Genomic DNA, 26143 nt, shown 5'->3' on the forward strand with positions numbered 1-26143 from the left:
GGAGGCGCACGCTTCTCGAGGACGGTACGGCGCTGTCGTGGTCGACGGCACCGACGGCTTCGAGGAGGGCGAGATGGCGCAACTGACTGTCGACGCGGTGCCACCGGGGAAGACCACCGCCAGGACCCGTCGTACCCGGTCGGGACCGGGCTGGCTCCGGGTCTTCGTCACCGGCCTGGCCCTGTGGCTGGCCACGGTGCTGGTGACGTTCCTGACCGGGAACGCCAACCTGGTGCCGACGATCATCCTGGTCGGCAGCTTCCTGGTGCCGGTCACCTTCGTGGTGTACGCCTTCAGCCGGGCCGACGCCGTACTGACCGCGCAGCGGGTGTTCAGCGCGTTCGTCTACGGCGGGGTGCTCGGGGTGCTCGGGGCCAGTGTCCTCGAAGCCGCCTTCGTCCGGCAGCCGTCCACCCTGGGCTACCTCGGGGTCGGGCTGGTCGAGGAGGCGGTCAAGCTCGCCGCGCTCTGGCTGCTCGCCCGGCGTCTGCCGTACTTCACCGCCCGGAACGGGATGGTGCTGGGCGCGGCGGTCGGTTTCGGTTTCGCCGCCTTCGAGAGCGCCGGGTACGCCTTCAACGCGTTGTTCACCGCCAACGGTCTGTCGCTGCTGAACGTGGTCGAGACCGAGGCGCTGCGCGGCATCCTGGCGCCGGTCGGACACGGGCTCTGGACGGCGGTGCTCGGCGGTGCGCTCTTCGCGACCGCGGCCCGGGCGCCGCACGGCCGGCCCCGGCTGACCGGTTCGCTGCTCGGCTGGTTCCTGCTGGTCACCCTGCTGCACGGGCTGTGGGACGCGTCGAGCGGGATCGCGGTGTGGCTGACCCTGCTGCTCACCGGCACCCCGACCCAGTGGTACCTGATCGGGATCGGCCAGGCGCCGAACGTGACCCAGCTCCAGGTGCACCTCTACACCGCGCTGAGCTGGCTGCTGCTGGCGGTGGATGCGGCCGTCGGGCTGCTGGTGCTCGGGATCAGGTGGCACCGGGCGCGGGGCCGGGCGGTCACCGGCGGCTGGTGGACCACCACCCCGACCGGGACCGGTCCGTTGGTGATGGCACCGGTCCACGGGGTCGGCATCCTGCGCTGACCTCCATCGGTCGCCGGTCGTGGCCGGACGCGGATGTGGCCGGACGCGGATGTGGCCGGAAAAGGACCAAGCCTGACGCCACGGGGGGAGCGCCAGGCTTGGTCCCGTCTACGGTACCGCTGATTGCCGCCGATGGGGAGAGGGCGTTTCGGCGGGTCGCGCGAAGAGATTCGGCGTGTCGCGTCCGGAGGTTCGGCTCGCCGCCCCGCCCCGCGGGGAAGCTCGGAGGAGACCGGCCCGGCTACGCTTCCGCACGTGTCCAGTGACGCCGACTCCGACCAGTCCGCCACCGCCGACGGCTACGTCCAGCGCGCCGAACTCCTCGCCGAACTCGGCCGGTACGACGAGGCCGCCGCCGAGGTCGGGTTCGCGATCGCACTGGAACCCGACCACGTACCGGCACTGCTGACCCTGGCCATGATCCGGCTCGCGTCGAAGGAACCGGAGAAGGCCCTCGAAGCCGCCGACATGGCGGTCGCCGCCGCCCCGCAGACGTTCCATCCGCTGGTGTTCCGCGGACACGCCCTGGTCGACCTGCGCCGGTTCAAGGAGGCGGCGGAGACCGCCGACGAGATCCTCGCGCTCGGCCCCGACGACGCGTACGCCCAGCGCAGCGCCGCCGCGATCCTCGGCGAGGCCCGCAACGGCCAGCAGGCGCTGAACGCGGCCTGGCGGGCGGTCGAACTGGCCCCGGAGGAGGCGGAGGCACACCTGGTGCTCGGCCTGGTGGCGGTCCGGATGCAGTTGTACGACCTGGCCGAGCGGGCCTACCGGGAGGCGCTGCGGCTCGACCCGGAGATGGCCGAGGCGCAGCACAACATCGGGGTGATCCGGCTGGAGCAGCGGCGCTACTCGGAGGCGCTGGAACACCTGGTCGACGCGACCGCGCTGGCTCCGGGCCGGGTCGACGGTGGCAGTACCATCGGCTTCGGCCTGCGCCGGGTCCTGATGTACGCCCTCGGCTACACCTTCGTGGTGACCATCCTGGTCACCTGCATGGCCGGGCTGAACCCGACCCCGGCCCGGGTCTGGGCCGGCATCGCCTCGGTGGTCGGCGCCGTCCTGCTGTGGCGGCTGGCCCGCCGGGTGCCGAACCTGAGCCGCGGCCGGCTGCCGGAGCTGATCCGGGGCGACCGGTCGCTGGCCCTCACCGTCTACACCGCCGTCGCCGGTCCGGTCCTCATCCTGCTCTACGCGCTGGTCGGCAGCCCTTGGCTGCTGGTGTTGGCGATCGTCAGCGCGGCCGCCGCCGAGTTGGTGCTGATCTTCGGCACCAGACCGGAGAACGAGTGACACCGGGTGTTTCTTGCGGTGTTCGCGACCGCGTCAGTGTGGCGCGACGAGAGCCGTGGGTGGGCGGAGCCGGTCGTCGGAGTCGAGCAGCGCGGCGGCGGCGTCGGCCGGTCCGCCGGCCGCGCTGACCGCCGCCGCCCCGTCGAGCAGTTCGCGGTCGCCGTCGCCGAGTGTGTCGAAGTGCGGCTCGATCAGGCCCCAGTTGTCCCAGGGCAGCGTCTCGACCTTCGCCAACGCGGCCAGGTCGCGGAGGACGTTGCCCTGCACCTCCCACATGCCGGTCAGCCCGGCCGAGAAGACACCGAACCGCGCCGGGTCCCGGTCGCCACGGCGGCAGTCCCGCCAGGCCGCCCCACCGACCAGGAACGCGTCGCGCGGCACGTCGAGCGGGTCCACGTCGGCCCGGTACGCCTCGGCGGCCCCGCCGGCGAGCTGGGCGTCGGCCAGCCGCCAGCCGTGCCGGTCGGACCAGTACTCCACCACCCAGTGGTCGTCGAAGAAGTCGGTGGTGAAGTAGCCGGCAAAGCCGGCCCGCAACCGGGCCGGCGTGCCGGACTCGCGCAGCAGGGCGCAGAGCAGGATCGAGAAGTCCCGGCAGGTGCCGGCGAAGCGTTGCGGCGCCGGGCGTTCCCGCAGGTCGCCGAGGTGGTCGAGGATCGCCCGGGTCCACCGGGTGTTCGCCTCGTCGCGACGCTGCGCCGGCAACTCGAAGCCGTGCAGCCAGGACGTCTCGTCACGGTGCAGGACCGCGCCCCGCACGATGGCGCCCAGTGCCGCGACGTCGGTCGGCAGCCCGCGCAACCGTGCCCGGTGCTCGCCGGGGTCGGTCAGTGGGCTGTGCCGTCGGTAGAACTCCTGCTCGTCCACCGGTCGACCCTAACCGGCAGCTGTGACAACAGTCGATCCCGGCGCCGGTCGGTCGCCGGGCGGTGGCTGAGCGGTCAGTCGGTGGGAGAGGCGGTCAGTCGGCGGCGGTGGCGGTACGACCGGCCCAGGTCCAGGCGTACCCACTGTCCTCACAGGTCAGCGCCGGCTCGGCGAGGTCCAGGGGGCGGAAGGTGTCGACCATGACGGCCAGTTCGTCGAAGCGTTCGGCGCCGATCGCCCGTTCCGCCGCCCCGGGTTGGGGGCCGTGGGTGAAGCCGGCCGGGTGCAGCGATATCGAGCCCTGCTCGATGCCGGAGCCGCGCCGCGCCTCGTAGTTGCCGCCGGTGTAGAAGAGCACCTCGTCGGAGTCGGTGTTGTGGTGGTTGTACGGCACCGGGATGGCCAGCGGGTGGTAGTCGACCTTGCGGGGGACGAAGGAGCAGATCACGAAGTTCGGCCCCTGGAACGTCTGGTGCACCGGCGGCGGCTGGTGGATCCGGCCGGTGATCGGTTCGAAGTCGTGGATCGAGAACGCCCACGGGTAGAGGTGGCCGTCCCAGCCGACCACGTCGAACGGGTGGTGGGCGTACACGTGGCGGGTCCAGCCCCGGCGGTGCTGGACGTAGACGTCGACCTCGGTCTCCTCGACCAGCAGCGGCGCCTCCGGGCCCCGGACGTCGCGCTCGCAGTACGGCGAGTGCTCGAGGAACTGGCCGCGGACCGAGAGGTAGCGCTTGGGTGGCCCGATGTGTCCGGACGCCTCGATGGTGAGCATCCGCAGCGGGTCGGGGGCGACCGGGACGACCCGGTAGATCACCGAGGTCGGGATGATGACGTAGTCCCCGGCGGTGACCCCGAGGACGCCGAAGGTCGACTCGATCCGGGCGGCGCCGGACTCGACGTACAGGCACTCGTCGCCGACGGCGTTGCGGTAGAGCGGCGAGGGGCGGTCGGCGACCACGTACGAGATCCGGACGTCGTCGTTGACCAGCAGGTGCTGCCGGCCGAGCACCGGGTCGGCGCCGGACGAGTCGAGTTTGTGGGTACGCAGGTGGCGTGGCTTCAGCGGCAGGTTGGGCACCCGTGACCAGGTGGGTGGGGTGTACTCCTCGGCCGCGACGATCGCGGTCGGCAGGTGTCGGTGGTAGAGCAGCGACGAGTCGGACGAGAACCCTTCCTGCCCCATCAACTCCTCGGCGTAGAGGCTGCCGTCGGGTTGCCGGAACTGGGTGTGGCGCTTGCGGGGTACCTCGCCGACGCTGCGGTAGTACGGCATGATCGCCTCCGTTTTGTCCCAGTCAGCGGCCGGAAACGTCCGATAATCGGACGCTGTTGTCCGCTAGTCGTAGCGTCCCGTAAGTTCTCTGTTCGTGTCAACGCAGGTGCCCCGGCTCTTCGACGGGCTGGTCGACGACGCCGCCGTCTTTCCGCCCGGCAGTGCCAGCCTGCCCGAGGCGGTCGCCGCACATCGCCGGCACCGGACGGCCTGGTACGCCACCATGGTCGGACCGTTGCTGCTGCCCGCCACGGCACTGCCCGAACTGCCGGCACTGCTCGGCGCGGACGAGCGGATCGACGTCGGTGTCATCGCGGACGTGCCGATCCCCCGGCTCTACCAACTGCGCGACCAGGTCGACAGTCGCATCCGGATCCGTCAGGTCGAGGCCGCGGTGGCCAAACGCGGTGAGGACCCGCAGCCCGGCCTCGACGACCTCGTCGGCCTCCCCGCCCACCTCGACGAGGTGGGCCCTCCTACCGCCGGTCACCGTGACGGCCCCGGTCACCGTGACGGCCCCGGTCACCGCGACGCTCCGGTGGTCTTCGCCGAGATTCCGCTGACCTGGGGACTGCTCGGCGCGCTCGACCGGCTGGCCCGGGAACGGGCCGCCGGCAAGCGGATCGGGGCGAAGTTCCGCACCGGCGGGCTGGCCGCCGAACTCTTTCCCACCCCGGTCGAACTGGCCGCCGTGATCGGCGCCTGCCGGGATCGCGACCTGCCGTTCAAGCTCACCGCCGGCCTGCACCACGCGATCCGGCACATCGACCCGGAGACCGGCTTCACCCACCACGGGTTCGTCAACATCCTGGCCGCCAGCGCCGCCGCACACACCGGCGCCGAGGTGGCCGAGATCGCCGAACTGCTGGCCGGGACCGACCCGCTGCCGCTGGTCGAGGCGGCCCGGTCCCGGCGGGAGCAGCGGCGTCCGCTCTGGATCGGCTTCGGCTCGTGCAGCGTCATGGAGCCGCTCATCGACCTGGTCCGGCTGGGCCTGGTGAACGGAGGATTCGAGGAGTGAACGGGCGGCGTGGCACGTGGGCGGGGGAGGACCGAGGGTGACGTGGGTGGAGGGAGCGGCGGACTCGCCGTACGGGGTGCACAACCTGCCGTACGGGGTCTTCGTCGCGGACGACCGGGCGCCCCGGATCGGCGTACGCGTCGGTGACCTGGTGCTGGACCTCGACGGCGCGGAGGAGGCCGGACTGGTCCTGGCCGGTGGGGCGCTGCGCCGGCCGACACTGAACGCCTTCCTGGCCCTCGGCCGTCCGCAGTGGACGACGGTACGCCACCGGATCGTCGAACTGCTGACCGGTCCGGAGCACCGCCCGGCGGTCGAGCCGCTGCTGATCCCGCTCGACCGGGTCACGATGGTGCTGCCGTTCGAGGTCGGCGACTACGTCGACTTCTACTCCTCGGAACACCACGCCGGCAACGTCGGGCAGATCTTCCGCCCCGGCCAGCCCGCACTGTTGCCGAACTGGCGGCACCTGCCGGTCGGCTACCACGGCCGGGCCGGCACGGTGGTGGTCTCCGGTACGCCGGTCGTCCGCCCCTGCGGCCAGCGGGCCACCCCGGACGGTCCGGTGTACGGGCCATCGACCCGGCTCGACATCGAGGCCGAGGTCGGTTTTGTGGTCGGGGTGCCGTCGGCGCTCGGCAACCGGGTCGGCGTCGACGAACTCGCCACCCACGTCTTCGGCCTGGTACTGGTCAACGACTGGTCGGCCCGGGACATCCAGGCCTGGGAGTACCAGCCGCTCGGCCCGTTCCTCGGCAAGTCGTTCGCCACCTCGGTCTCGCCCTGGGTGGTGCCGCTGGAGGCCCTGGAGCACGCCTGGGTGCCGGCGCCGGAGCAGGACCCGCCGGTGCTCGACTATCTGGCCGACGTACCGCACCGGGGGCTGGACCTGCGGTTGGCGGTCGACTGGAACGGGCACCGGGTCACCGAGCCGCCGTTCGCCCCGATGTACTGGACCCCGGCCCAGCAGCTCGCCCACCTGACCGTGAACGGCGCGGCACTGCGCACCGGCGACCTCTACGCCTCCGGCACCGTCTCCGGGCCGCGCCGGGACCAGACCGGATCGTTCCTGGAGCTGACCTGGGGCGGTGCCGAACCGGTCCGGCTGGCCGACGGCGCGACCCGGACCTTTCTGCTGGACGGGGACACCGTCACGATCAGCGGTACGGCACCCGGCCCGGACGGCCGGGTCGTCGGGCTCGGCGAGGTGACCGGCACCATCGCTCCGGCCGTAGCCTGACCCGGCCGGCGCGGAAGCGCTGGCCGGGCCGGGGGCGGCGTCTCTCGCACAGTCGGTGCGATCCTCCGCTCGGCTGAGTAACAGGAGCATCCATCCTCCGTTAGGCATCTCGGCGGACGAACTTCGCCCATTGAGTGCCTTATCGGTTGAAAGGGTGTAAATATGTTTGACGATTCACGCGCCGTGTGGCGCAAGAGCAGTCGCTCCAACGACCAGGGGCTCTGCATCGAGGTGGCGGACAACCTGCCGGGGATCGTCGGAGTGCGGGACTCGAAGGACCCGGGGCCGGTGCTGGAGTTCCGGCCGACCGGCTGGGCCGCGTTCGTCGCCGCGACCCGGACGGGACACTTCACCCCCTGAACCGGCGGACGGGTGGGCGCGCCGGTGGCGTGAGCCGGCCGCCCGCGTGCCGCGCACCGCACGGCGGTTGGCCGCCGGGCCTGGGTAGGGTTTGCCGGCGGAGGTGCGGGCATGACAACGCCGAACGGCTCCGGCGGACCCGCCGGTACGAGGAAATGGGCAGCCACGGCCCTCGCCGTCGTGGCGGCGGTGCTGGTGCTGCTCGCCTCCGCCGTGACCGTGTACCGGGTGCTCGCCCCGGCCGAGGTGGTCGACTCGGCCGGGGACGGCTATCCCGCCCCGGCGACCCGGGAACCGGGGGTGGTCGGCACCCTGAACGCGGCGCCGTTGATCGTCGACGGCCGGCTGCGGGTCTACGCCACATCCCGGAAGGTCTGGGCCGACCAGCCGGTCGACGCGCCGACCCGACGGACCCCGTACTGGTCGTACCGGCGCTGGCCGGCCGAGGTGACCGGGGCGCTGGCGGACGGCGGCACGGTGGTCACCCGCTGGTCCGACGGGGAACTCGTCGCGCTGGACGCCCGGACCGGCCTGGTCCGGTGGCGGGCCGCCGGGCCGCGCCCCGGAGACGGGTACGTCGGCCGGCGCACCGGCGCCGCCACCGTCTACACCCCGGTCGGCCTCTATCCGGCGGCCGGGCCGGACGGCAGCCGACTGTTGATCGTGGCCGGTACGACCGAACGCCGGGGCATCGACGTGGCGACCGGGCGCGAACTGTGGCGGGCCGAGGTCGACCCGGCCTGCCCGACCGGTGACCCGGCGGCGGCGCTGACCACCGTCGACGGTCAGTTCGTGATCCCCGAGACCTGCGCCGGCGCACCCGTGCTCGGTTTCTACGACGTGGCCACCGGGCGCCTCGACACCCGCTGGCAGCCGACCGGCGCCCCGGGTGCCGGTCCGCCCGCCGCGGACCCGGACGGCGGGACCGTCGGTCTGCGGGTCACCCCGCTCGGTTGTGCGAGCCTCCGTGCAGACTGCCGGGCGTTGCGGACCGAGACCGCTGACGGCAGCCGGGGTTGGCTGGTGGACCGGCCTGGGCTGCTTGCCGCACCGGTGCTGGACGGCCCGGAGACCGTACTCGTCGACGACGTCGCGGTGGCGCCGGCCGGGACCGGCCTGGTCGCCAGGTCGGTGCGGACCGGGGGCGAGCGGTGGCGGTGGGCCGGCGACGATCCGACCCTGGCCCCCGCCGACCGGCAGACCACGATCCTCGCGGTCCAACCGGGCCTGGTGCATCTGCGTACCGCGTCGAACGACCTGGTGACGCTGGACGCGGCGACCGGGGTGCAGCGGTCCCGGTTCCCGTTCACCTACGGTCGGGACTCCACCGCCTGGTCGCCGGGGCTTGCCTACGCGGGGCACGGTTTCCTCGCCGTGGAGCGGCTGGCCGAGCCGGTTGCCCCGGATGCCGAGGACGACCGCTACTACCTGTCGGCCCAGCCGGTCATCCTCGCCGCGACCTGAGCCCGGTCAGCCCGGTTCGGGGCGCCAGCCTCGGTCGCGGCCCGGCCCGGGGACAAGTCCCCCGACAGGTTCAGAGCGCGGCCTCGGCGGCAGCCAGGAACGCGTCGTTCTCGGCCGGGGTGCCGATGGTGACCCGGACCCCGTCCCCGGCGAACGGCCGGACGATCACCCCGCGCGCCTCGCAGGCCTGGCCGAACGGTACCGCCTGGTCACCGAGCGGCAACCAGACGAAGTTGGCCTGGCTCTCCGGCACGGCGCCGCCCGGCAGCCGCTTGCGCAGCGCCTCGGTCACCCGGTCCCGTTCGGCGACCACCAGCGCACAGCGGCGTCGTACCTCGGTCTCCTGGGTTAGTGCGGCCAGCGCGCCGGCCTGCGCGGCCAGGCTGGTCGAGAACGGGGTCACCACCTTGCGTACGGTGCCGGCCACCTCCGGGTGCCCGACCAGGAAACCGATCCGCAGCCCGGCCAGCCCCCAGGCCTTGGAGAGGGTGCGCAGCACCACCACGTTCGGCCGGTCGCCGTACGTGGCCAGCCCGTCCGGCACCTCCGGATCGGTGACGAACTCCCGGTACGCCTCGTCGAGCACCACCAGCACGTCGTCCGGTACGGCGGCGAGGAAGCGGTCCAGCTCGGCCCGGCGTACCGCGGTGCCGGTCGGGTTGTTCGGGTTGCAGACGAAGATCAGCCGGGTCCGGTCGGTCACCGCCGCCGCCATCGCGGTCAGGTCGTGGCCGTGCCCGGCGTCGTTCGGCACCCGCACACTTGTCGCGCCGCCGGTGGCCGCGATGATCGGGTACGCCTCGAACGAGCGCCACGAGTAGAGGACCTCGTCCCCGGGCAGGCAGGTGGCCCGGACCAGGTGCTCGGCCAGCGCCACCGAACCACAGCCGGTGGCGATCCGGTCCGGACTCACCCCGTACCGCTCGGCCAGGGCGCCCCGCAGCGCCAGCACCCCCATGTCCGGATAGCGGTGCACCCCCGCGACCGCCTCGGCGACCGCCTCGACCACCCCCGGCAGCGGGCCGTACGGCACCTCGTTGCTGGCCAGCTTGATCGCCTCGGGCAGACCCAGCTCCCGGGCGAGGTCGGCCGGACTGCGGCCCGGTACGTAGCTCGGCAGCGCGTCGAGGTCGGCACGGGTCAGCCGGGGCGTCCGGTCGGGGGCGGGACTGGTCATGACTCGGTGCCTCCAGGGCGGTCGGTGGGGGAGCCGGTGGGTCCGGCGGGAGAGCCCGGTGCGTGCGGCGGAACGGTCCGGCGCGGGAGTTGGACCACGACGGTCATCGCCCGTTTGTCGTGCAGCGTCTGCCGCAACGGCCGGTCGAAAACCGCGAGCCCGCAGTCGAGCAGCTGGATCAGGAAGCCGATCCCGCAGCAGCTCCAGAGGAACACCGGCAGCCCGAGCATGTTCCAGCGGCGGAACGAGCGTCCGAAGCCCAACTGCTCCGTTTCGGTCACCGGTACGACCTTGATGCCCATCAGCCGTTTGCCGAGGGTCTGCCCGCTGTTGGCCACCGACGGCACCTCGTAGGCGAACCAGAGCGCGACCGCGATGAGCAGGATCACCACCTGCAGCCCGTCGGCCTGCGGACTGGCCTGCGGCAGGTTGGCGGTGCTCGCCTCGCCGTTCAGCCAGCGTCGACTGAGTTCCTGGGAGAGCGGTTCGATCTCCTGCACGAACCGCCAGACGAACCAGCCGTTGACCACCACGTTGAGCAGGAACACGATGCTGATGTCGATCAACCGGGCGACCAGCCGGGCGCTGAGCGGTGCCAGCGCCATCCCATGTGGCCGGGGCGGCGGCGTCCAGGACGGGTGCCAGCCGGGTGGCGGACCGGCGTACGGGTTCCAGCCCGGCGGTGGGCCGGCGTGGGGGTTCCAGCCCGGCGGTGGACCGTACGGCGGCGTACCCGGCGGCGGCGGTCCCGCCGGACCCGCTCCGGGCGGCGCGGAGCCGGGCGCTCCCGGCGGCGCGGAGCCGGGTGCTCCCGGCGGTGCCGAGGGCGAACCCGGCGGCACGCCGAACGGCCCGGCCGGAGGCGACGGGGCGGCGGGCGAGGTCGGGCCGGTGTCCGTCGCCCCGGACGGCCCGGAGACGGGTGCGGGTTCCGGTTCGGCCGGCGGCGGGCCGGCCGGCGGCTCGGCGTCCACGGGCAGCGGCGCGCCGATCCAGCCGTCGCCGTCCCAGTACCGCTGGGTGGTCGGCTCGGCGGGGTCGGGGTACCAACCCGGCTGTACCGTCACCGCGACGACCTCGGTTCAGTCCTGACGTTCACGCTGGAACCTTAACCACCACGGTTTTGGCGAACTTGTCGTGGAGGCACTGCTGGTACGGCTTGTCCCAGAGTTGCCACAGCCCGTCGAGGTAGGCGAGCCCCGGAATGAACCCGATGCCGACCTGGGCGAGGAAACGCCGGGCCAGGGCGCCCCGGGTCAGCGACCGGTTCGGGTCCAGCGGCGTGATCCGGATCTTCATGATCCGCTTGCCGACCGTCTGACCGGTCCGACGCGCCATCTCGACCTGGTAGACGTACTGCGCGACGTACACGACCAGGATCAGGATTCCTTCCATGATCAGGAGTGGCACCAGGAAGGCGAGAGGATCGGGGTCGGCGATGGTGCCGTCCGGGTTGTACTCCACGGCGAAGAGGTCCGGTCCGGTCACCACGAAGAAGATGATCACGGCCGGAATCGCGAGCACCATGCCGACCCCGGCGAGGATGGCGCCGTCGATCAGCACCGCCAGCAGCCGGTCCGTGAACGAGGCGAGCGGCTGCCCGCCCGGACTGGTCGGCAGCTGCGCCGCCGGCGGCACCGGATACCCCGGCGGCGCGGCGTACTGGCCCGGCGGGACCGGGTAGCCCGGCTGGCCGCCCGGGTAGGCCGGCTGGCCGGGTGGGACCGGGTAGCCCGGCAGCGCGGCGTAACCCGGCTGGTGGGGCGGACCCGGCTGGCCGGGCGGCGGATATCCGGCCTGGCCGGCCGACCCGGGCCGGGGCACGGGTACGGCGGGAGGACCGGCCGTCGGCCGGCCCTCCCCCGGGGACGTCGGGTACGCGGGCTGCTCCGTCACGGGGGACAGTGTTACAGGTTTCCGCGCGCCTCTTGTTCCCGTTCGATGGCCTCGAACAGCGCCTTGAAGTTCCCCTTGCCGAAGCCGAGGGAGCCGTGCCGTTCGATCAGCTCGAAGAAGACCGTCGGGCGGTCCTGCACCGGCTTGGTGAAGATCTGCAGCAGGTAGCCGTCCTCGTCCCGGTCGACCAGGATCTTGCGGGCCTTCAGCTCCTCGATCGGTGCCCGTACGGTGCCGATCCGGGCCCGCAGCTCCGGGTCGTCGTAGTACGAGTCCGGGGTGTCCAGGAACTCCACACCGGCCGCCCGCATCGCGTCGACGCTGGCCAGGATGTCGTTCGTGGCCACCGCGATGTGCTGGGCGCCGGGGCCCTGGTAGAACTCCAGGTACTCGTCGATCTGCGACTTCTTCCGGGCCACCGCCGGCTCGTTGAGCGGGAACTTGACCTTGCGGGTGCCGTTCGCGACCACCTTGGACATCAGTGCCGAGTAGTCGGTGGCGATGTCGTCGCCGATGAACTCGGCCATGTTGGTGAAGCCCATGACCCGGCGGTAGAACTCCACCCACTCGTCCATCCGGCCCAGCTCCACGTTGCCGACCACGTGGTCGACCGCCTGGAAGAAGCGCTTGGGCTGCACCCCGGCGTCGATCATCGGCTGCCGGTCGACGATCGGACCCCGGGCGACAAAACCGGGCAGGAACGGGCCGTCGTACCTCGACCGGTCGACCAGCGAGTGCTGGGTGTCGCCGTACGTGGCGATGACGGCGACCCGGACGGTGCCGTGGGAGTCGGTGACGTCGTACGGGGCGGCGACGCTTGTCGCCCCCTGCGCGACGGCGTGCGCGTACGCCGCGTCGACGTCCGGCACCGCCAGCGCGATGTCCCGTACGCCGTCCCCGTGCACCGTCACGTGCTCCGCCTCCGGGGCGTCCGGCCGGACCGCGCCGGTGAAGACGAACCGGGCGGAACCGCTGGTCAGGACGTACTCGGCGTAGTCCCGGAAGCCCTGCTCCGGTCCGCGGTAGGCGACACAGGTCATGCCGAACGCGGTCGAGTAGTAGTGCGCGGTCTGCTTGGCGTTGCCGACCACGAACCGGATGTGGTCGATGCCCTGCACCGGGAATGGGTCGGCGGAGGTGTCGTGCGCGACGGCGCCGACGAGCCGGTCGACGTCGACGTCGACGTCAACCCCGAGGGCGCCGCCCGTACCGGTGCTGGATGGCTGCTGGAGTGCGCTGGTCATCGTCGAACCTCCCTGGCGTACCGACCTGACTCGGCCGTCTTTGGCGGAAGCATCCCGGTCGGCCTCGGCCCTGGGCAACAGACTCGATGGACGGTGGGCATCTTGTGCAATTCGTACGGTCAACTACCGTCTCCGCTATGCAGGATGTCCAACTCGATCAGCTCGACACCGATCTGGTCGAGCTCCTCACCGCCGAACCCCGGATCGGGGTCCTGGAGTGTTCGCGCCGGCTGCGGGTGGCCCGGGGCACCGTGCAGGCCCGGCTCGACAAGCTGGTCGCCCGGGGCGTGATCCGGGGCTTCGGGCCGGAGATCGACCCGGCCGCCATCGGCTTCGGGGTGACCTCGTTCGTCACCCTGGAGATCAACCAGCGGCACGGCCACGACCCGGTGACCCGCCACCTTCGTGGCATTCCGGAGGTGCTGGAGGCGCACACCATCACCGGCTCCGGCGACGTGCTCTGCCGGATCGTCGCCCGGTCCAACACCGACCTGCAGCGGGTGCTCGACCAGATCATGTCGCACGAGGGTGTCGCCCGGGCGTCGAGCATCATCGCCCTCGCCGAGAAGATCCCGTACCGGGTCCTGCCCCTCCTGCACTCCGTGACGTGAGGAAGGGCCCCCTTTCTACCGCCCGCCGTGCGGTGCGGGTCGGTGGTGCTCCGCGGCGAGGGCGTCGCCGAGCGGGGTGCGGGCGTACCGGACCGACCGGCCGGTCCGGGTCCGGCTGACCAGCCCGGCGTCCCGGAGCACCGCGAGGTGCCCGCCGACGTTGCCCAGCCCGGTGCCGAGCTGGACGACGAGCTGGCTGGTGGTGGCGGGAACGGCCAGCGCCCGCAGGACCGCCGCCCGGGTCGGGCCGATCAACCGGTCCAGCGCGTCCGGTCCGCCGTCGGTCGGGGGCGGGCCGAGCAGGTCGCCGACCCCACGGGCCGGATAGACGATCGCGTGCGGCCACGGCGGGTCGACGTACGTGATCAGTGGGCCGAGTGCGCTGGGTACGAAGAGCAGGCCCTGGCCGGCCAGCGGGTACCGGTTCTGGTCCCGGTGCCGTACCTCGATCCGGCTGCCCCCGTCGTCGGAGACGAACCGCAGCCGCGGGTCGAGGTCGGCGAGCGCGGCCGCCCAGCCGTACGTCGTGAGCCGCCCGGCCCGCTGCACCACGTCCCGTTCCAGCACCGCCCGCAGTCGGGGCCAGTCCGGCGCGACAAGCGTCTCCCAGGTCGCCTCGATCGCGTCGGCGATCCGGCCCACCACGTCCGGCGACTCGAAGATCCGTCGGGCGTACGCCGCCGGTGGGCGGTTCCCGGCCAGGTTCCGGGCCAGCTCGTCCCGGGCCTGGGCGAGCGGGGTGGCCCGGACGGTGGCCAGTTCGTCGGCGAAGCTCAGCCCGATCCCGGCCGGCGGCGGCTGGATGAAGTCGGCGTTGTACCCGCCCCGGCGCAGCAGTCCCAGCAGCGCGCCGACCGCCGGATACTCGCGACGCAGTCGCAGGTACCGGTCCCGGGTCCGGGCCACCCACGGGGTGAGCGCCGCCGAGCTGTGCTGTCCGGCGTGCAGCCGGGCCGCCGACATCGTCTCGCCCAGCGGCGAGATCGCGAACCGGCTCGCCGCCACGTCGGCCGGCGTCACGTCGATGATGATGGGACCACCTCGATGGACCGGGTACGGAGGGGAGCCCGGCACCACATCTTTCGCTGCTGAGCGAAACCCTGGCTCCCGGTCCCATCTTCTCCGACGCTGGGCCGGTGACCACCTCCCGCAGCCTCGCGGCCACCGACGCGGACCGGCCGGCGACCTTCCGGGCCGTGCTGGCCGTACCGCAGTTCCGGGCCCTGTACGCCAGCTTCGGCGTGTTCATGGTCGGCGAGACGGTGAAGATGCTCGCCCTCGCCGTGCTGGTGTACGAGCGCACCGGCTCGCCACTGCTCTCCGCCCTCGCCTACGTGACGGGCTTCCTGCCGTACGCGGTGGGTGGCCTGCTGCTGACCGCCCTCGCCGACCGGTGGCGGCCGCGGGTCCTGCTGGTCGGGTACGACCTGCTGCGGCTGGCCAGCGTCGCCGTGCTCGCCTGCGGGGTGCTGCCGCCGGCCGGCATGCTCGGGCTGGTGCTGCTGGTCGGGCTCTTCTCGCCGGTCAGCACCGCCACCCGCAACGCGCTGCTGCCGGACCTGCTCGCCGGGGACGCCTACGTCCTCGGCCGGTCGCTGTTCACGGTCGCCGCCGGCGCGACCCAGGTGTTGGGGTTCGCCACCGGCGGCCTGCTGCTCGGCCTGGTCGGCCCGTACGGCGCGCTGTGGCTGACCGCCGGCACCTGCGCTGTCTCGGCCCTGCTGGTCCGGTACGGGGTGGCTGACCATCCGCGCCGGGCGGCGCCGTCGGATCAGGGGGTCGTCGGACAGACCTGGCGGGTGAACCGGCTGCTGCTCGCCGACCCGGTGGTCCGGGGACTGCTGCTGGCCCAGTGGCTGCCCGGTTCGCTGGTGGTCGCCGCCGAGGGGGTCATCGTGCCGTACGTCGACGGCCTGGGTCGGGCGGCCGGCGCCGGGGTCCTGTTCGCCGCGTCCGCGCTCGGCATGCTCGCCGGGGACCTGGTGCTGGGTCGACTGGTCGCGCCGGTCCGCCGGGAGCGGCTGACCCCGTGGCTGGCGCTGCTGCTCGGGGTGCCGATGCTGGGCTTCGTCGCCGGTCCCGGGCTGGCCGTGGCCGCCGTGCTGTTCGGGGTCGCCACCTTCGGTTTCGCCTACCACCTCGGGCTGGCCCGACGGTTCCTCGCCGCGGTGCCGGAGGACCGGCGGGGCCAGGCGTTCGGGTTGCTGAGCACCGGGCTGATGACGGCCCAGGGCGTCGCCGCCGGGCTGGCCGGCGCGTTCGCCGAGATCGTCGCCCCCGGTACGGTGATGGCGCTCGCCGGCGCGGCGTCCCTGACCGCGACCGGACTGCTCTGGCGCCGGCTGCGCCCGGCACCCGCGGCGCCGGCCGACGGCGATTGGCCGGGCCCCGCCGTCGGCTCGGGTGTCGAGCCTGCTGGCGTTCCGGGCCGACCTGACGACACGGACAAAACGCCCTAGCGGCACTTGCCGGACGATCTCGTTTACGGTATCCGGATGGCGAAGGGGAGCGCCGGCAGCCTGGGCGTCAAGACCGCGGTGGCTGTCGCGCTGATCGCGGTGATCGTGCTCGCCGCGACAAACGTGTGGAACCCCTTCCCCGGCGTCTGGGACTGGGTCAACCGGGACCGGCCCCTCTCCGAACCCGACGTGGTGTGGCAGCAGCGGATCGGCGGCACGCCGCAGGACGTCACCATCGCCGGAAACACGGTGGTGATCCGCTACCGGACCCGGATCGAGGCCCGCAGCCTGGCCACCGGCCTGCGGCTGTGGGAACGCAAGGCCGACTGGGCGGCGGTCGCCGGCGGTGACCGGGACCCGGTCATCGCCGCCGGCAAGCTGCTCAGCAAGGGCTACGAACTGCTGGACCCGGAGACCGGCGCGGTACGGCGCAAGGACACCTCGGCGTCCGGGGTGTGGACGTACCGCAACGCGGTGGTCGACGCGCGCTGCCGGGAACCCCGGGACTGCCAGCTGACCGCGTACGAGCCCCGGGGCACGGTGCCGATCTGGACCGCCTTCCTGCCCGGTGTGGAGACCGGGCCGCTGGCCGGCAACCCCGAGGTGCTCGGCACCCGGCGGTTCACCACCCGGGACGTAGACGACCGCGCCGCCGGGCCGGTCGAGATGCCGCCGCTGATCGGGTTCCCGGTCGACGGTCGGGTGCACATCGTCGACACCGCGACCGGTCGTACCGTGCAGGACATCGAGCCGGGACAGCACGACCGGATCGTGGTGGTCGGCGGCCGGATGCTGCGGATCGAGGCCCGCAGCGCGGACGGCACCTGCTACTTCACCGTGGTCGCCCGTGACCCGGCCACCGGCCAGGAGGTGTGGCGGCGGGACGGGCTCAACCTGCGGACCGCCGACGGCGCCGGCTGCCCGCAGCGGGAGGATCCGCAGGGCGGGGAGAACGTCTTCGTCGGCGTCGCACCGGACGCCCGGGAGACCATCGTCGACGCGTACGACGGTCGGACGCTCTGGACCGGGGCGGCGGGCGAGAAACTGCTCGCCGTCGACGACCGGTACGCGCTGGTCCGGTCCGCCGACAAGAGGTCGGTGACCGGCCACGAACTCGGCATCGACCGGGCCCGGTGGACCCGGCCGGTGCACCGGGACGGCGGTGCCGCGCTGACCCCGTACGCCGCGCTGGTGACCGACCGGAACCCGGACCGGCTGGTCGCGCTCGACCCGCGTACCGGACGGGAGCTGGCCAACGTCCGATCGTCCGCGGAGGTGCTCGCGGTGGGACCGGCCGGCATGGTGATCGGCGACGGCCGCGACCTCGGATACCTCCGCTTCGGTACGACGTCCGGCGGCCCGGGACCGGGCTCCGGGACACCCGGCCCCGGGAGCGGTCCCGGATCCGGCCCGGACTGCGGCGGCCCGAAGCAGCCCGAGTGTCCACCGGCCAACGGCGGCAAGGCCGGCTGACCCCGGCTGGCCCCTCGGGCAGCCCCGGCCGACGCCCGGCCACCGACCCGCTCGCTCGCCCGGCCGACGCCCCCGAGCGGCGGAAACTTTTTCGGCCCGGCGCTCCGGGGTGGCCGGCGGTGAGAGCGGTGTCGCAGCGTCGACCCGGCGGGTGGGCCGGCCCGCGAGGACTGTCCTAGGCTTGCCGGCTATGAGCAGTGGCGCGCCGTTCTCCTACTCTCCCCTCCTGCCCGTCGGCGCCGACCAGACCGAGTACCGCCTGGTCACCGACGAGGGTGTCGACGTGGTCCACGGGCCGGGTGGCCGACGGTTCCTGACGGTGGAGCCGGCGGCGCTGACCGCGCTGACCGCCGAGGCGATGCACGACATCGCCCACTACCTGAGGCCGGCGCACCTCGCCCAGCTGCGGTCCATCATCGACGACCCGGCCGCGTCACCGAACGACCGGTTCGTCGCGCTCGACCTGCTGCGCAACGCGAACATCGCGGCCGGCGGCGTGCTGCCGATGTGCCAGGACACCGGTACGGCGATCGTGATGGGCAAACGCGGACGGCACGTGCTGACCGACGGCTCGGACGAGGAGGCGCTGACCCGGGGCGTCTACCAGGCGTACACCCGGCTGAACCTGCGCTACTCCCAGCTCGCCCCGCTCACCATGTGGGAGGAGCGGAACACCGGGAACAACCTGCCGGCCCAGGTCGAGCTCTACGCCGAGGACCCGGACGGGCACCCGGACGCGTACAAGTTTCTCTTCATGGCCAAGGGCGGCGGTTCGGCCAACAAGTCGTACCTCTACCAGGAGACCAAGGCGCTGCTCAATCCGACCCGGATGATGCAGTTCCTGGAGGAGAAGCTGCGGCTGATCGGCACCTCGGCCTGTCCGCCGTACCACCTGGCCGTGGTGATCGGTGGCACCTCCGCCGAGTACGCCCTGAAGACCGCCAAGCTGGCGTCCGCCAAGTACCTCGACAACCTGCCCACCTCCGGGTCGATGCTCGGCCACGGCTTCCGTGACCTCGAACTGGAGGCCGAGGTGCTGGAGCTGACCCGGCAGTTCGGCATCGGCGCCCAGTTCGGCGGCCGCTACTTCTGCCACGACGTACGGGTGGTCCGGCTGCCCCGGCACGGCGCCTCCTGCCCGGTCGCGATCGCCGTCTCGTGTTCCGCCGACCGGCAGGCGGTGGGCAAGATCACTCCGTCCGGGGTCTGGCTGGAGCGGCTGGAGACCGACCCGGCCCGGTTTCTGCCCGACGTCACCGACGCCCAGCTCGACCAGGGGGCCGAGGTGGTCCGGGTCGACCTCAACCGGCCGATGGCCGAGATCCGTGCCGAGCTGTCGAAGTACCCGGTCAGGACCCGCCTGTCGCTGACCGGTCCGCTGGTGGTGGCCCGGGACATCGCCCACGCCAAGATCGCGGAGCGGTTGGACGCCGGTGAGCCGATGCCGCAGTACCTGCGTGACCACGCGGTCTACTACGCCGGCCCGGCGAAGACCCCGGAGGGCTACGCCTCCGGATCGTTCGGCCCGACCACGGCCGGCCGGATGGACGCGTACGTGGCGAAGTTCCAGGCCGCCGGCGGCTCCCAGGTGATGCTCGCCAAGGGCAACCGGTCCGCCCAGGTCACCCGCTCCTGCCAGGAGCACGGCGGTTTCTACCTCGGCTCGATCGGCGGTCCGGCGGCCCGGCTCGCCCAGGACTGCATCAAGCACGTCGAGGTGCTCGAATACCCCGAGCTCGGCATGGAGGCGGTCTGGAAGATCGAGGTGGAGGACTTCCCGGCCTTCATCGTGGTCGACGACAAGGGCAACGATTTCTTCGCCGAGGTGACCAAGCCGGTGTTGACCGTCGGGCGTCGCTGACCGACGGTCGACCGTGACCGGCTGCCGGACCGGGGATGCTGTCCGTACTCAGGCGGGTCGGAACAGCGCGCTGGTCCGGACCAGCACCTGCCGTTCCGGCCCGCTGCTCCCGTCCTGCCGCAGCTCCACGCCGCGCAGCGACAGCCATTCGAGTTGTGGATACCTGTCGAGGTCCGCGCCGACCTTGGTGACCCGCAGCACGAGCGGCCCCACGCCGTAGCAGTAGTCGGATTCGGCGAATCGCAGTACGTCTCCGGCGGCCGGTGCCGGACGTCGTGGTGCGGATGCGGTAGAGGCGTCCATCAGTGGCGTCTCCCTCAGGTGTGGAAAGCGGTAGAAACCGCAGCTCCGACACGGTGCGTCCACCACCCGTCACAGGTAGGTGGACGCACCGCCCCCGTTGGTGTCTTTCACCTGCTGTAGTGCGTCCCGCCGCGAATTGTTCTGCCCGCCGCTCTCAATCCGCTGCCACCTGGCTCTCATCTCGATTCTGCTCGGTGTGACCAACGGGTTACCCTGCAGCCGGACGTGTCCACGGTCAGGGAGCTGGGGTGCGCTTCGAGATCCTTGGCCCGCTCCAGGTGAGCGGCGGTGAAACGGCGGTGACGGCCAACCGTGACCGGGCCGTGCTCGCCCTGCTCCTGCTGCACGCCCGGCAGATGGTGCCGGTCGACGCCCTGGTCGACGCGGTCTGGGACACCGAACCACCGGCGACCGCCCGTGGCCAGTTGCAGACCTGCGTGTCGCGGCTGCGTCGGTCGCTCGCCGCCGTCGCACTGCCGGGCGAGACCATCGTCACCGGTCCGGCCGGATACCGCATCATGCTCGGACCGGACGAACTGGACGCCGAGGTGTTCGAGCGGCTGGTGGCCGACGCCCGGAGCGCCGCCGCCCGACGATGCTGGACGGAGGCGCGGGAGGCGTACCGGGAGGCACTCGCCCTGTGGCGCGGCCCGGCACTCGCCGGGATCCCCGGCGCGGCGGTCCGGCGCGGCGCCGCCTTCCTCGACGAGCAGCGAATGCTCGTGATGGAGGAATGCTTCGACGTGGAGCTGCGCGTCGGTCGGCCCGGCGACCTGGTCGCCGAGCTGACCGAGCTGGTCGGACGGCATCCGCTGCGCGAGCGGCTCCGGGGTCAGCTGATGCTGGCACTGGCCGGCAGCGGCCGGCGGGCGGAGGCGTTGGCCGTCTTCCAGGCCGGGCGGCGGATCCTCCGGGGAGAACTCGGGATCGAGCCCGGCCCGGCGCTGCGGGACATCCACCGCCGGCTGCTCGCCGAGGACAACGGGGCGGGCGCCGAAGACAACTGGACGGGCGGCGGGAACGGCGCGGGGGCCCGGACCGGAACCGGTCCGGGCGACGGCGCCGGCCCCGGCAACGTCGTCGAGGTGGTGCCGGTACGCAGCCTGCCCCGGGCGATCGCGGACTTCACCGGCCGCCGCGACATCGTCACCCGGCTACGCAAGGAGATCGAGGACGCCGGCGAGCAGGCCGTCGTGTACGTCATCGACGGCATGCCCGGCAGCGGGAAGACCACCCTCGCCGTACACCTGGCGACCACGCTCGGCCCCCGCTACCCGGACGCGCAGCTCTTCGTCGACCTGCGGGGCCACAGTGTACGGAGCCCGCTGCCGCCGGCCACCGCCCTCGCCGCACTGCTGCGTCAGCTCGGCGTGCCCGGCGAGCGGATCCCGGCCGACCACGCCGACCGGGTCGCCCTGTGGCGGACCGAGCTGGCCAGCCGGCGGGCCCTGATCGTGCTCGACAACGCGGCCGGCACGGCCCAGGTCACCCCGCTGCTGCCGGCCGGCCCGGGGTCTCTGACCCTGGTCACCAGCCGTCGTCGGCTGGTCGGACTCGACGGGGTACGGGCCCAGTCGTTGACCGTGCTGGAACCGGACGAGGCGGTGGAGCTGCTGGCCCGGATCGCCGGCCCGGAGCGGGTACGGGCCGAACCGGCGGCCGCCGCCGAGGTGGTACGCCGCTGCGGCTATTTGCCGCTGGCGATCCGGCTCGCCGGTGCGCGGCTGGCGCACCGGTCCCGGTGGCGGGTCGCCGACCTGGTGGAGCGACTCGCCGAGTCGGACCGGCCGGTGCTGGCCGAGTTCGCGGTCGAGCACCGCACCCTGGCGGACGCCTTCGCCCTGTCGTACGCCCAGTTGCCGGAGCCGGTGCAGCGGACGTTCCGGCTGCTGGGCCTGCATCCGGGTGAGCGGTTCGACCGGTACGCGGTGGCGGCGCTGACCGGGCTGCCGCTGCTGGTGGCCCGGGAGCACCTCGACGAGCTGGTCGACGCCCACCTGGTCGACGAACTGGACGCCGGCCGCTACCGGCTGCACGGCCTGGTCCGGGAGTACGCCGTCGAGCTGCTCGCGGTCAGCGGCACCGGCGCGGAGCGGGCGGAGGCGGCGCTCGCCCTGCTCGATTTCTGCCTGTACACCGCGGTCGAGATCAGCCAGACCTTCGAGCCGACGAGGAACCTGCGGACGGTGATCCCGGGGCAGCCGGCCCGGCCGGACCTGGTCGTCCCGGCCGCCCGGGAGGGGCGCGCCTGGCTGGAGGCGGAACGCACCAACCTGGTCCCGCTGGTCAGCCTCGCGATCGAACAGGGCCTGCACCGGTACGGTTGGCGGCTGGCCCGGGCCAACTGGCGACAGCTGTACGTCGGTGGCCACCTCGACGAGCTGATCCAGACCCACACCGACGGGCTGCGGGCCGCGGAGGCGCTCGGCGACGACGCCGGGGTCGCCACCATGCACAACTACCTGGCCTCGGCGTACTTCCGCCGGGGTGAGTTCCAGCGGTCGGCGGACTCGCTGCGGGTGGTCATCGAGATCTGGCAGCGGCTCGGCGACGTCGCCGGCCAGTCGATGGCGACGGTGAACCTCGGCCTGCCGCTGATCATGCTCGGCCGGACCCGGGAGGCGGTGCAGCACCTCGAACTGGGGCTGGTGTTGGCCCGGCAGACCGAGGACTGGCACAGCCTGCCGAACGCGCTGACCAACCTGGGCGCCGGCTACCTGCTTCTGGGCCGCTACCCGGAGGCGCTGCGGGTGTTGCGCAGCCGGCTCTTCCTGGCCCGGCAACACGGCAGGATCGGGCTGGTGGCGGACAGCCTCGGCGCGATCGGCGCGGTGTACGGCCGGCGCGGCGACCACGACCGGGCGGTGCGCCGGATGCGGGTGGCGTTGCGGATACTGCGGACGTTGGACAACCCGTTCGCCGAGGCGGACCTGCTCAACGAGCTTGGTGCGGTGGAACGGGCCCGGGGGCGTCCCGCCGAGGCGGTGCGGCGGCACCGGGCCGCGCTTGTCGCGATGCGGGACGCCGGGGACCGGGGTGGGGAGTGCGCCGCCCGGAACCTGCTGGGTCGGGCGCTGCGGGATCTCGGGGAGGTCGCCGCCGCGCTGGCGCTGCACCAGCAGGCCCTGCAGACCGCGACCCGGATCCAGTTCCGGTACGAGCAGGCCCGGGCCCTGGACGGCATCGCGGCCTGCCTCCGGCCGACCGACCCGGACGCCGCGCGGTCGTACTGGACCCGGGCACTGGCCCTGCTGGTTCAGGTCGAGTCGCCGGACCAGCACGAGGTGCTGGCCCGGCTGCAGGACCTGGACGACTCACTGGGCGCGTCGAGAGGTAACGGCTGAGGTGCGGTTCGGCATACTGGGCCCGCTGCGGGTGGGCGGGAGCGAAACGGCGGTGACGGCCGGCCGGGACCGGACCGTGCTGGCCGTGCTCCTGCTGCACGCCGGCCGGGTGGTGCCGGTCGACGAGCTGATCGACGCGGTCTGGGGCGTCGACCCGCCGGCCACCGCCCGTGGGCAACTGCAGACCTGCGTGTCGCGGCTGCGTCGGTCGATCGCCGAGGCCGGGGTGACCGGCGAGCGGATCGTCACCGGACCGGCCGGCTACCGGGTCGAGGTCGGCCCGGACGAGCTGGACGTCCAGGTCTTCGACCGACTGGTCGCCGCGGCCCGGCTCGCCGCCACGGACCACCGCTGGGCCGAGACCAGGGAGACCTACCGCTCGGCGCTGGCCCTGTGGCGGGGCCCGGCGCTGCCCGGCTTCGACAGCGAGGTGATCCGCCGCGCGGCGGCCTTCCTCGGCGAGCAGCGGATCACCGTCCTCGAGGAGTGCGTCGAGGTGGAACTCCGGCTCGGCATGGCGAACGACCTGGTCGTCGAGCTGACCGATCTGGTGGTCGCGTACCCGCTGCGGGAGCGGAGCCGGGCCCAGCTGATGCGGGCACTCCACCAGGCGGGCCGACCGGCCGAGGCGTTGGGCGTCTACCGGGAGGGGTGGCGGCTGCTCAGTGACGAGCTGGGCCTCGAACCCGGCCGCCAGCTGCGCGAACTGCACCAGCAGATCCTCACCGACGAGGTGGTGCCGCCCGGGGCGCCGGCCACGCCGCTGACCACCCTCGCCACCGTACGGCCGAGGCCGCCGGTGCACCACCTGCCCCGGGCGGTCGGCGACTTCACCGGACACGAGGAGACGGTCCGTCGACTGCTGGCGGCCGCCGGCCACGGCGACGGTGCAGGGGAGCGGGGTCAGGACCGGGCTGCCACCGCGCCGTACGTGGTGGACGGGATGGCCGGCAGTGGCAAGACGACGTTCGTGGTGCACGTGGCGAGCCTGCTGCGGCCGTACTATCCGGATGCCCAGCTCTTCGTCGACCTGCACGGCGACAGCGACCGTACCCCGGTGGAGCCGGCGGCCGCGCTGGTCACCCTGTTGCGGCAGCTCGGCGTACCGGCGGCCGCGATACCCGCCGATCTCGACGACCGGATCCGGCTCTGGCACGACGAGTTGGCCACCCGGCGTACGGTGCTGGTGCTCGACAACGCGAGCGGTACCGACCAGGTGTCCCCGTTGCTGCCGGCGACCGCGAACTGCCTGACGTTGATCACCAGCCGGCGTCGGCTGCTCGGCCTGGACGGCATCCGGCCGGAGCCGCTGCGGCTGTTCACCACCGCCGAGGGGGTGGAGCTGCTGAGCCGGGTGGCCGGCGACCGGGTACGGGACGAGCCGGAGGCGGCGGAGGCGGTGGTACGGCGCTGCGGCCACCTGCCGCTGGCGATCCGGCTGGCCGGCGCCCGGCTGGCCCACCGGCCGAGCTGGCGGGTCGCCGACCTCGCCGAGCGGCTGCGCCCGGACCGGTCCGCGTTGGCACAGCTCGCCGCCGAACACCGGTCCGTGCAGAGCGCCTTCGCGCTGTCGTACACACATCTGCCCGCCCCGGCGCAGCGGATGTTCCGGCTGCTCGGCCTGCATCCGGGGGAGAGCTTCGACGGGTACGCCGCCGCCGCGCTCACCGGGCTGCCGCTGGCCGAGGCGACCGACCTGCTCGACCGGCTGGTCGACTGGCACCTGGTGGAGGAACCGGCCGCCGGCCGCTTCCGCTTCCACGACCTGGTCCGCGAGTACGCCGCGTCGCTGGCCGCCGCCGGGCCGGCGGAGGAACGGGCGGAGGCGGCGATCGGGCTGCTCGACCACTACCTGCACCTGGGGGCGGTGGCGACCGGACCGCAGGAGGCGGCGGACGGACTGCACGCGTTCCGGTTCGCTCAGCCCCGCCGCCCGGACCTGTTGGCACCGCCCACCGTCGGGTTGCGGCGGCTGGAGGCGGAACGGCAGAACGTGGTGGCGGCGGTCCGCTTCGCGGAGAGCATCGGCGAGGACCGGTACGTCTGGTCGATCGCCCGGGCGGCCTGGCGGCTGTTCTACGTCGGCGGGTACCACGACGACCTGGTCGAGACGCACACCCGGGGGCTGGCGGCGGCGCAGCGGCTGGCCGACCAGCCGGCGGCCACCGCGATGCGCAACTACCTGGCCAGCGGCTACTTCCGGATGGGTCGACACCAGGAGGCGGTCGATCAGTTGCTCGCCGCGCTGGAGCAGTACGAGCGCGACGGGGACCTGCCAGGGCAGGCCCGGGTACGGCTGAACCTCTCCCTCCCGTACGTGCACCTGAACCAGCCGGAGACGGCGTTGGCGCACTGCGCGGCGGGGCTGCGTCTGCGGCGGAGGATCGGCGACCTGACCGGGATCAGCCACGCCCTCTCGGCGATCACCGACGCGAACCTGAAACTGGGCCGGTACCGCGCCGCCCTGTACTGGGGACGGCGGCACGTCACCCTGGCCCGGCGGGCGGACCAGGGGTTCACGTTCGACACCGCGCTGGTCAACCTGGGGGTGGTCCGGGCCCGGCTCGGCCACCACCGGCCGGCGTACCGGTTGCTCGTCGCCGCACTGGCGTTGAGCCGGCGCAATGGCAACCGGTACGGCGAGGCCGAGGGACGGCACGGTCTCGGGCTGGTGCTGGCCGGTCTCGGTCGGCCGGCGGAGGCGCTGGCGATGCACCAGGCGGCGTTGGCGTTCGTCCAGGACATCGGCGACCGGGCCCGGCTGGTCGAGTTGTACAACTCGCTGGGCAGCACCCTGCTCCTGTTGGGTGACGTGCCGGGCGCGACCCGGATGCACGAGCGGGTGCTCGCCGACCCGATCGTGGCCCGCTATCCGTTGGAGCGGGCCCGGGCGCTCGACGGTCTGGCCAGCTGCCTGGTGGACGACGATCCGGCGACCGCGCGACGGTACTGGGAGCAGGCGCTGGTCACGTACGACGACCTGGAGCTGGCGGAGGCGGCGGTCGTCCGCCGCCGACTGGCGGAGCTGGACGAGCCGGTTCCGGCGATCCGGCGCTGAGCGCCGGCACGGGGCGGGGCAGACCCGCGGCCGGTGGATGGCGGCGGGTGGTGGGCTTCGGCTGCGGTCCGGCGGGTGGCGGGGATCATCTGCGATCCGGCGCGGC

At 73.1% G+C, this 26143-nt stretch carries 20 protein-coding genes; 12 read left to right on the forward strand and 8 right to left on the reverse strand.

Annotated elements, in window-relative coordinates; all coding sequences use genetic code 11:
- Nucleotides 1-37: 37 nt before the first annotated feature.
- Nucleotides 38-1090, forward strand: coding sequence for a PrsW family glutamic-type intramembrane protease (locus tag ABGB05_RS02955; protein WP_347651543.1), 1053 nt, complete (start codon nucleotides 38-40; stop codon nucleotides 1088-1090).
- Nucleotides 1091-1345: 255 nt separating this feature from the next.
- Entirely contained in the window at nucleotides 1346-2383 is a 1038-nt protein-coding gene (locus tag ABGB05_RS02960; RefSeq protein ID WP_347651544.1) for a tetratricopeptide repeat protein, read from the forward strand.
- A 33-nt stretch (nucleotides 2384-2416) separates the two neighbouring features.
- Here ABGB05_RS02960 and ABGB05_RS02965 read toward each other — a convergent pair whose 3' ends face one another.
- Both ABGB05_RS02965 and ABGB05_RS02970 read right to left on the reverse strand, forming a co-directional pair.
- Entirely contained in the window at nucleotides 2417-3250 is an 834-nt protein-coding gene (locus tag ABGB05_RS02965) for a transglutaminase-like domain-containing protein (protein ID WP_347651545.1), read from the reverse strand.
- A 94-nt stretch (nucleotides 3251-3344) separates the two neighbouring features.
- A complete protein-coding gene (locus ABGB05_RS02970; protein ID WP_347651546.1) occupies nucleotides 3345-4526 on the reverse strand; it encodes a homogentisate 1,2-dioxygenase in 1182 nt (393 codons plus the stop codon).
- 94 nt (nucleotides 4527-4620) lie between these two features.
- Here ABGB05_RS02970 and ABGB05_RS02975 point away from each other — a divergent pair, with 94 nt between their 5' ends.
- The 4 genes from ABGB05_RS02975 (at nucleotide 4621) to ABGB05_RS02990 (ending at nucleotide 8611) form a co-directional block, all read left to right on the forward strand.
- On the forward strand, nucleotides 4621-5547 hold the full coding sequence (locus ABGB05_RS02975) for a hypothetical protein (RefSeq protein WP_347651547.1): 927 nt from the start codon (nucleotides 4621-4623) through the stop codon (nucleotides 5545-5547).
- A gap of 37 nt (nucleotides 5548-5584) precedes the next feature.
- On the forward strand, nucleotides 5585-6787 hold the full coding sequence (gene fahA, locus ABGB05_RS02980; RefSeq protein WP_347651548.1) for a fumarylacetoacetase: 1203 nt from the start codon (nucleotides 5585-5587) through the stop codon (nucleotides 6785-6787).
- A gap of 162 nt (nucleotides 6788-6949) precedes the next feature.
- Nucleotides 6950-7147 carry a DUF397 domain-containing protein gene (locus tag ABGB05_RS02985; RefSeq protein ID WP_347651549.1) on the forward strand — a complete coding sequence of 66 codons (198 nt, stop codon included), beginning with the start codon at nucleotides 6950-6952 and terminating at the stop codon, nucleotides 7145-7147.
- 111 nt (nucleotides 7148-7258) lie between these two features.
- Nucleotides 7259-8611, forward strand: a complete 1353-nt coding sequence (locus tag ABGB05_RS02990) for a PQQ-binding-like beta-propeller repeat protein (protein ID WP_347651550.1) — start codon at nucleotides 7259-7261, stop codon at nucleotides 8609-8611.
- A 70-nt stretch (nucleotides 8612-8681) separates the two neighbouring features.
- Here ABGB05_RS02990 and hisC read toward each other — a convergent pair whose 3' ends face one another.
- Genes hisC through hppD form a run of 4 tightly spaced genes read right to left on the reverse strand, consistent with a single transcriptional unit; the run spans nucleotide 8682 to nucleotide 12928 of the window.
- Nucleotides 8682-9788 (reverse strand): histidinol-phosphate transaminase, encoded by a 1107-nt coding sequence (gene hisC / locus ABGB05_RS02995; RefSeq protein WP_347651551.1) that lies wholly within the window; start codon nucleotides 9786-9788, stop codon nucleotides 8682-8684.
- On the reverse strand, nucleotides 9785-10855 hold the full coding sequence (locus tag ABGB05_RS03000; RefSeq protein WP_347651552.1) for an RDD family protein: 1071 nt from the start codon (nucleotides 10853-10855) through the stop codon (nucleotides 9785-9787). The genes hisC and ABGB05_RS03000 overlap by 4 nt, the downstream gene beginning before the upstream one ends.
- Nucleotides 10856-10883: 28 nt before the next feature.
- Nucleotides 10884-11684 carry an RDD family protein gene (locus tag ABGB05_RS03005; protein WP_347651553.1) on the reverse strand — a complete coding sequence of 267 codons (801 nt, stop codon included), beginning with the start codon at nucleotides 11682-11684 and terminating at the stop codon, nucleotides 10884-10886.
- An 11-nt stretch (nucleotides 11685-11695) separates the two neighbouring features.
- On the reverse strand, nucleotides 11696-12928 hold the full coding sequence (gene hppD, locus ABGB05_RS03010; protein WP_347651554.1) for a 4-hydroxyphenylpyruvate dioxygenase: 1233 nt from the start codon (nucleotides 12926-12928) through the stop codon (nucleotides 11696-11698).
- Between the two features lie 137 nt (nucleotides 12929-13065).
- On the opposite strand from hppD, the gene ABGB05_RS03015 reads away from it, so the two are divergent.
- Nucleotides 13066-13539, forward strand: coding sequence for an Lrp/AsnC family transcriptional regulator (locus ABGB05_RS03015; protein WP_347651555.1), 474 nt, complete (start codon nucleotides 13066-13068; stop codon nucleotides 13537-13539).
- Between the two features lie 15 nt (nucleotides 13540-13554).
- Here the strand turns inward: ABGB05_RS03015 and ABGB05_RS03020 are convergent, their stop codons facing one another.
- On the reverse strand, nucleotides 13555-14571 hold the full coding sequence (locus ABGB05_RS03020) for a DUF5937 family protein (protein ID WP_347651690.1): 1017 nt from the start codon (nucleotides 14569-14571) through the stop codon (nucleotides 13555-13557).
- A gap of 104 nt (nucleotides 14572-14675) precedes the next feature.
- On the opposite strand from ABGB05_RS03020, the gene ABGB05_RS03025 reads away from it, so the two are divergent.
- The 3 genes from ABGB05_RS03025 (at nucleotide 14676) to ABGB05_RS03035 (ending at nucleotide 19332) form a co-directional block, all read left to right on the forward strand.
- Nucleotides 14676-15998, forward strand: coding sequence for an MFS transporter (locus tag ABGB05_RS03025; RefSeq protein ID WP_347651556.1), 1323 nt, complete (start codon nucleotides 14676-14678; stop codon nucleotides 15996-15998).
- 36 nt (nucleotides 15999-16034) lie between these two features.
- Entirely contained in the window at nucleotides 16035-17471 is a 1437-nt protein-coding gene (locus ABGB05_RS03030) for a PQQ-binding-like beta-propeller repeat protein (protein WP_347651557.1), read from the forward strand.
- A gap of 190 nt (nucleotides 17472-17661) precedes the next feature.
- Complete coding sequence (locus ABGB05_RS03035) at nucleotides 17662-19332, forward strand: fumarate hydratase (RefSeq protein ID WP_347651558.1); 1671 nt, start codon at nucleotides 17662-17664, stop codon at nucleotides 19330-19332.
- Nucleotides 19333-19380: 48 nt separating this feature from the next.
- Here the strand turns inward: ABGB05_RS03035 and ABGB05_RS03040 are convergent, their stop codons facing one another.
- Nucleotides 19381-19635, reverse strand: a complete 255-nt coding sequence (locus ABGB05_RS03040) for a hypothetical protein (protein ID WP_347651559.1) — start codon at nucleotides 19633-19635, stop codon at nucleotides 19381-19383.
- A 248-nt stretch (nucleotides 19636-19883) separates the two neighbouring features.
- Here ABGB05_RS03040 and ABGB05_RS03045 point away from each other — a divergent pair, with 248 nt between their 5' ends.
- Nucleotides 19884-22979: a BTAD domain-containing putative transcriptional regulator gene (locus ABGB05_RS03045; protein ID WP_347651560.1), complete on the forward strand. Its 3096-nt coding sequence runs from the start codon at nucleotides 19884-19886 to the stop codon at nucleotides 22977-22979.
- A gap of 1 nt (nucleotide 22980) precedes the next feature.
- Entirely contained in the window at nucleotides 22981-26037 is a 3057-nt protein-coding gene (locus ABGB05_RS03050; protein ID WP_347651561.1) for a BTAD domain-containing putative transcriptional regulator, read from the forward strand.
- Nucleotides 26038-26143 lie beyond the last annotated feature (106 nt).

It is taken from the genome of Plantactinospora sp. B5E13 (assembly GCF_039871775.1).
Taxonomy (GTDB): Bacteria; Actinomycetota; Actinomycetes; order Mycobacteriales; family Micromonosporaceae; genus Plantactinospora.

Coding starts and splice junctions, on each gene's coding strand:
- ABGB05_RS02970 (WP_347651546.1), bottom strand. CDS start 4,526: ATGCCGTACTACCGCAGCGTCGGCGAGGTACCCCGCAAGCGCCACACC.
- ABGB05_RS03035 (WP_347651558.1), top strand. CDS start 17,662: ATGAGCAGTGGCGCGCCGTTCTCCTACTCTCCCCTCCTGCCCGTCGGC.
- ABGB05_RS03015 (WP_347651555.1), top strand. CDS start 13,066: ATGCAGGATGTCCAACTCGATCAGCTCGACACCGATCTGGTCGAGCTC.
- hppD (WP_347651554.1), bottom strand. CDS start 12,928: ATGACCAGCGCACTCCAGCAGCCATCCAGCACCGGTACGGGCGGCGCC.
- ABGB05_RS02985 (WP_347651549.1), top strand. CDS start 6,950: ATGTTTGACGATTCACGCGCCGTGTGGCGCAAGAGCAGTCGCTCCAAC.
- ABGB05_RS02990 (WP_347651550.1), top strand. CDS start 7,259: ATGACAACGCCGAACGGCTCCGGCGGACCCGCCGGTACGAGGAAATGG.
- ABGB05_RS03040 (WP_347651559.1), bottom strand. CDS start 19,635: ATGGACGCCTCTACCGCATCCGCACCACGACGTCCGGCACCGGCCGCC.
- hisC (WP_347651551.1), bottom strand. CDS start 9,788: ATGACCAGTCCCGCCCCCGACCGGACGCCCCGGCTGACCCGTGCCGAC.
- ABGB05_RS03030 (WP_347651557.1), top strand. CDS start 16,035: ATGGCGAAGGGGAGCGCCGGCAGCCTGGGCGTCAAGACCGCGGTGGCT.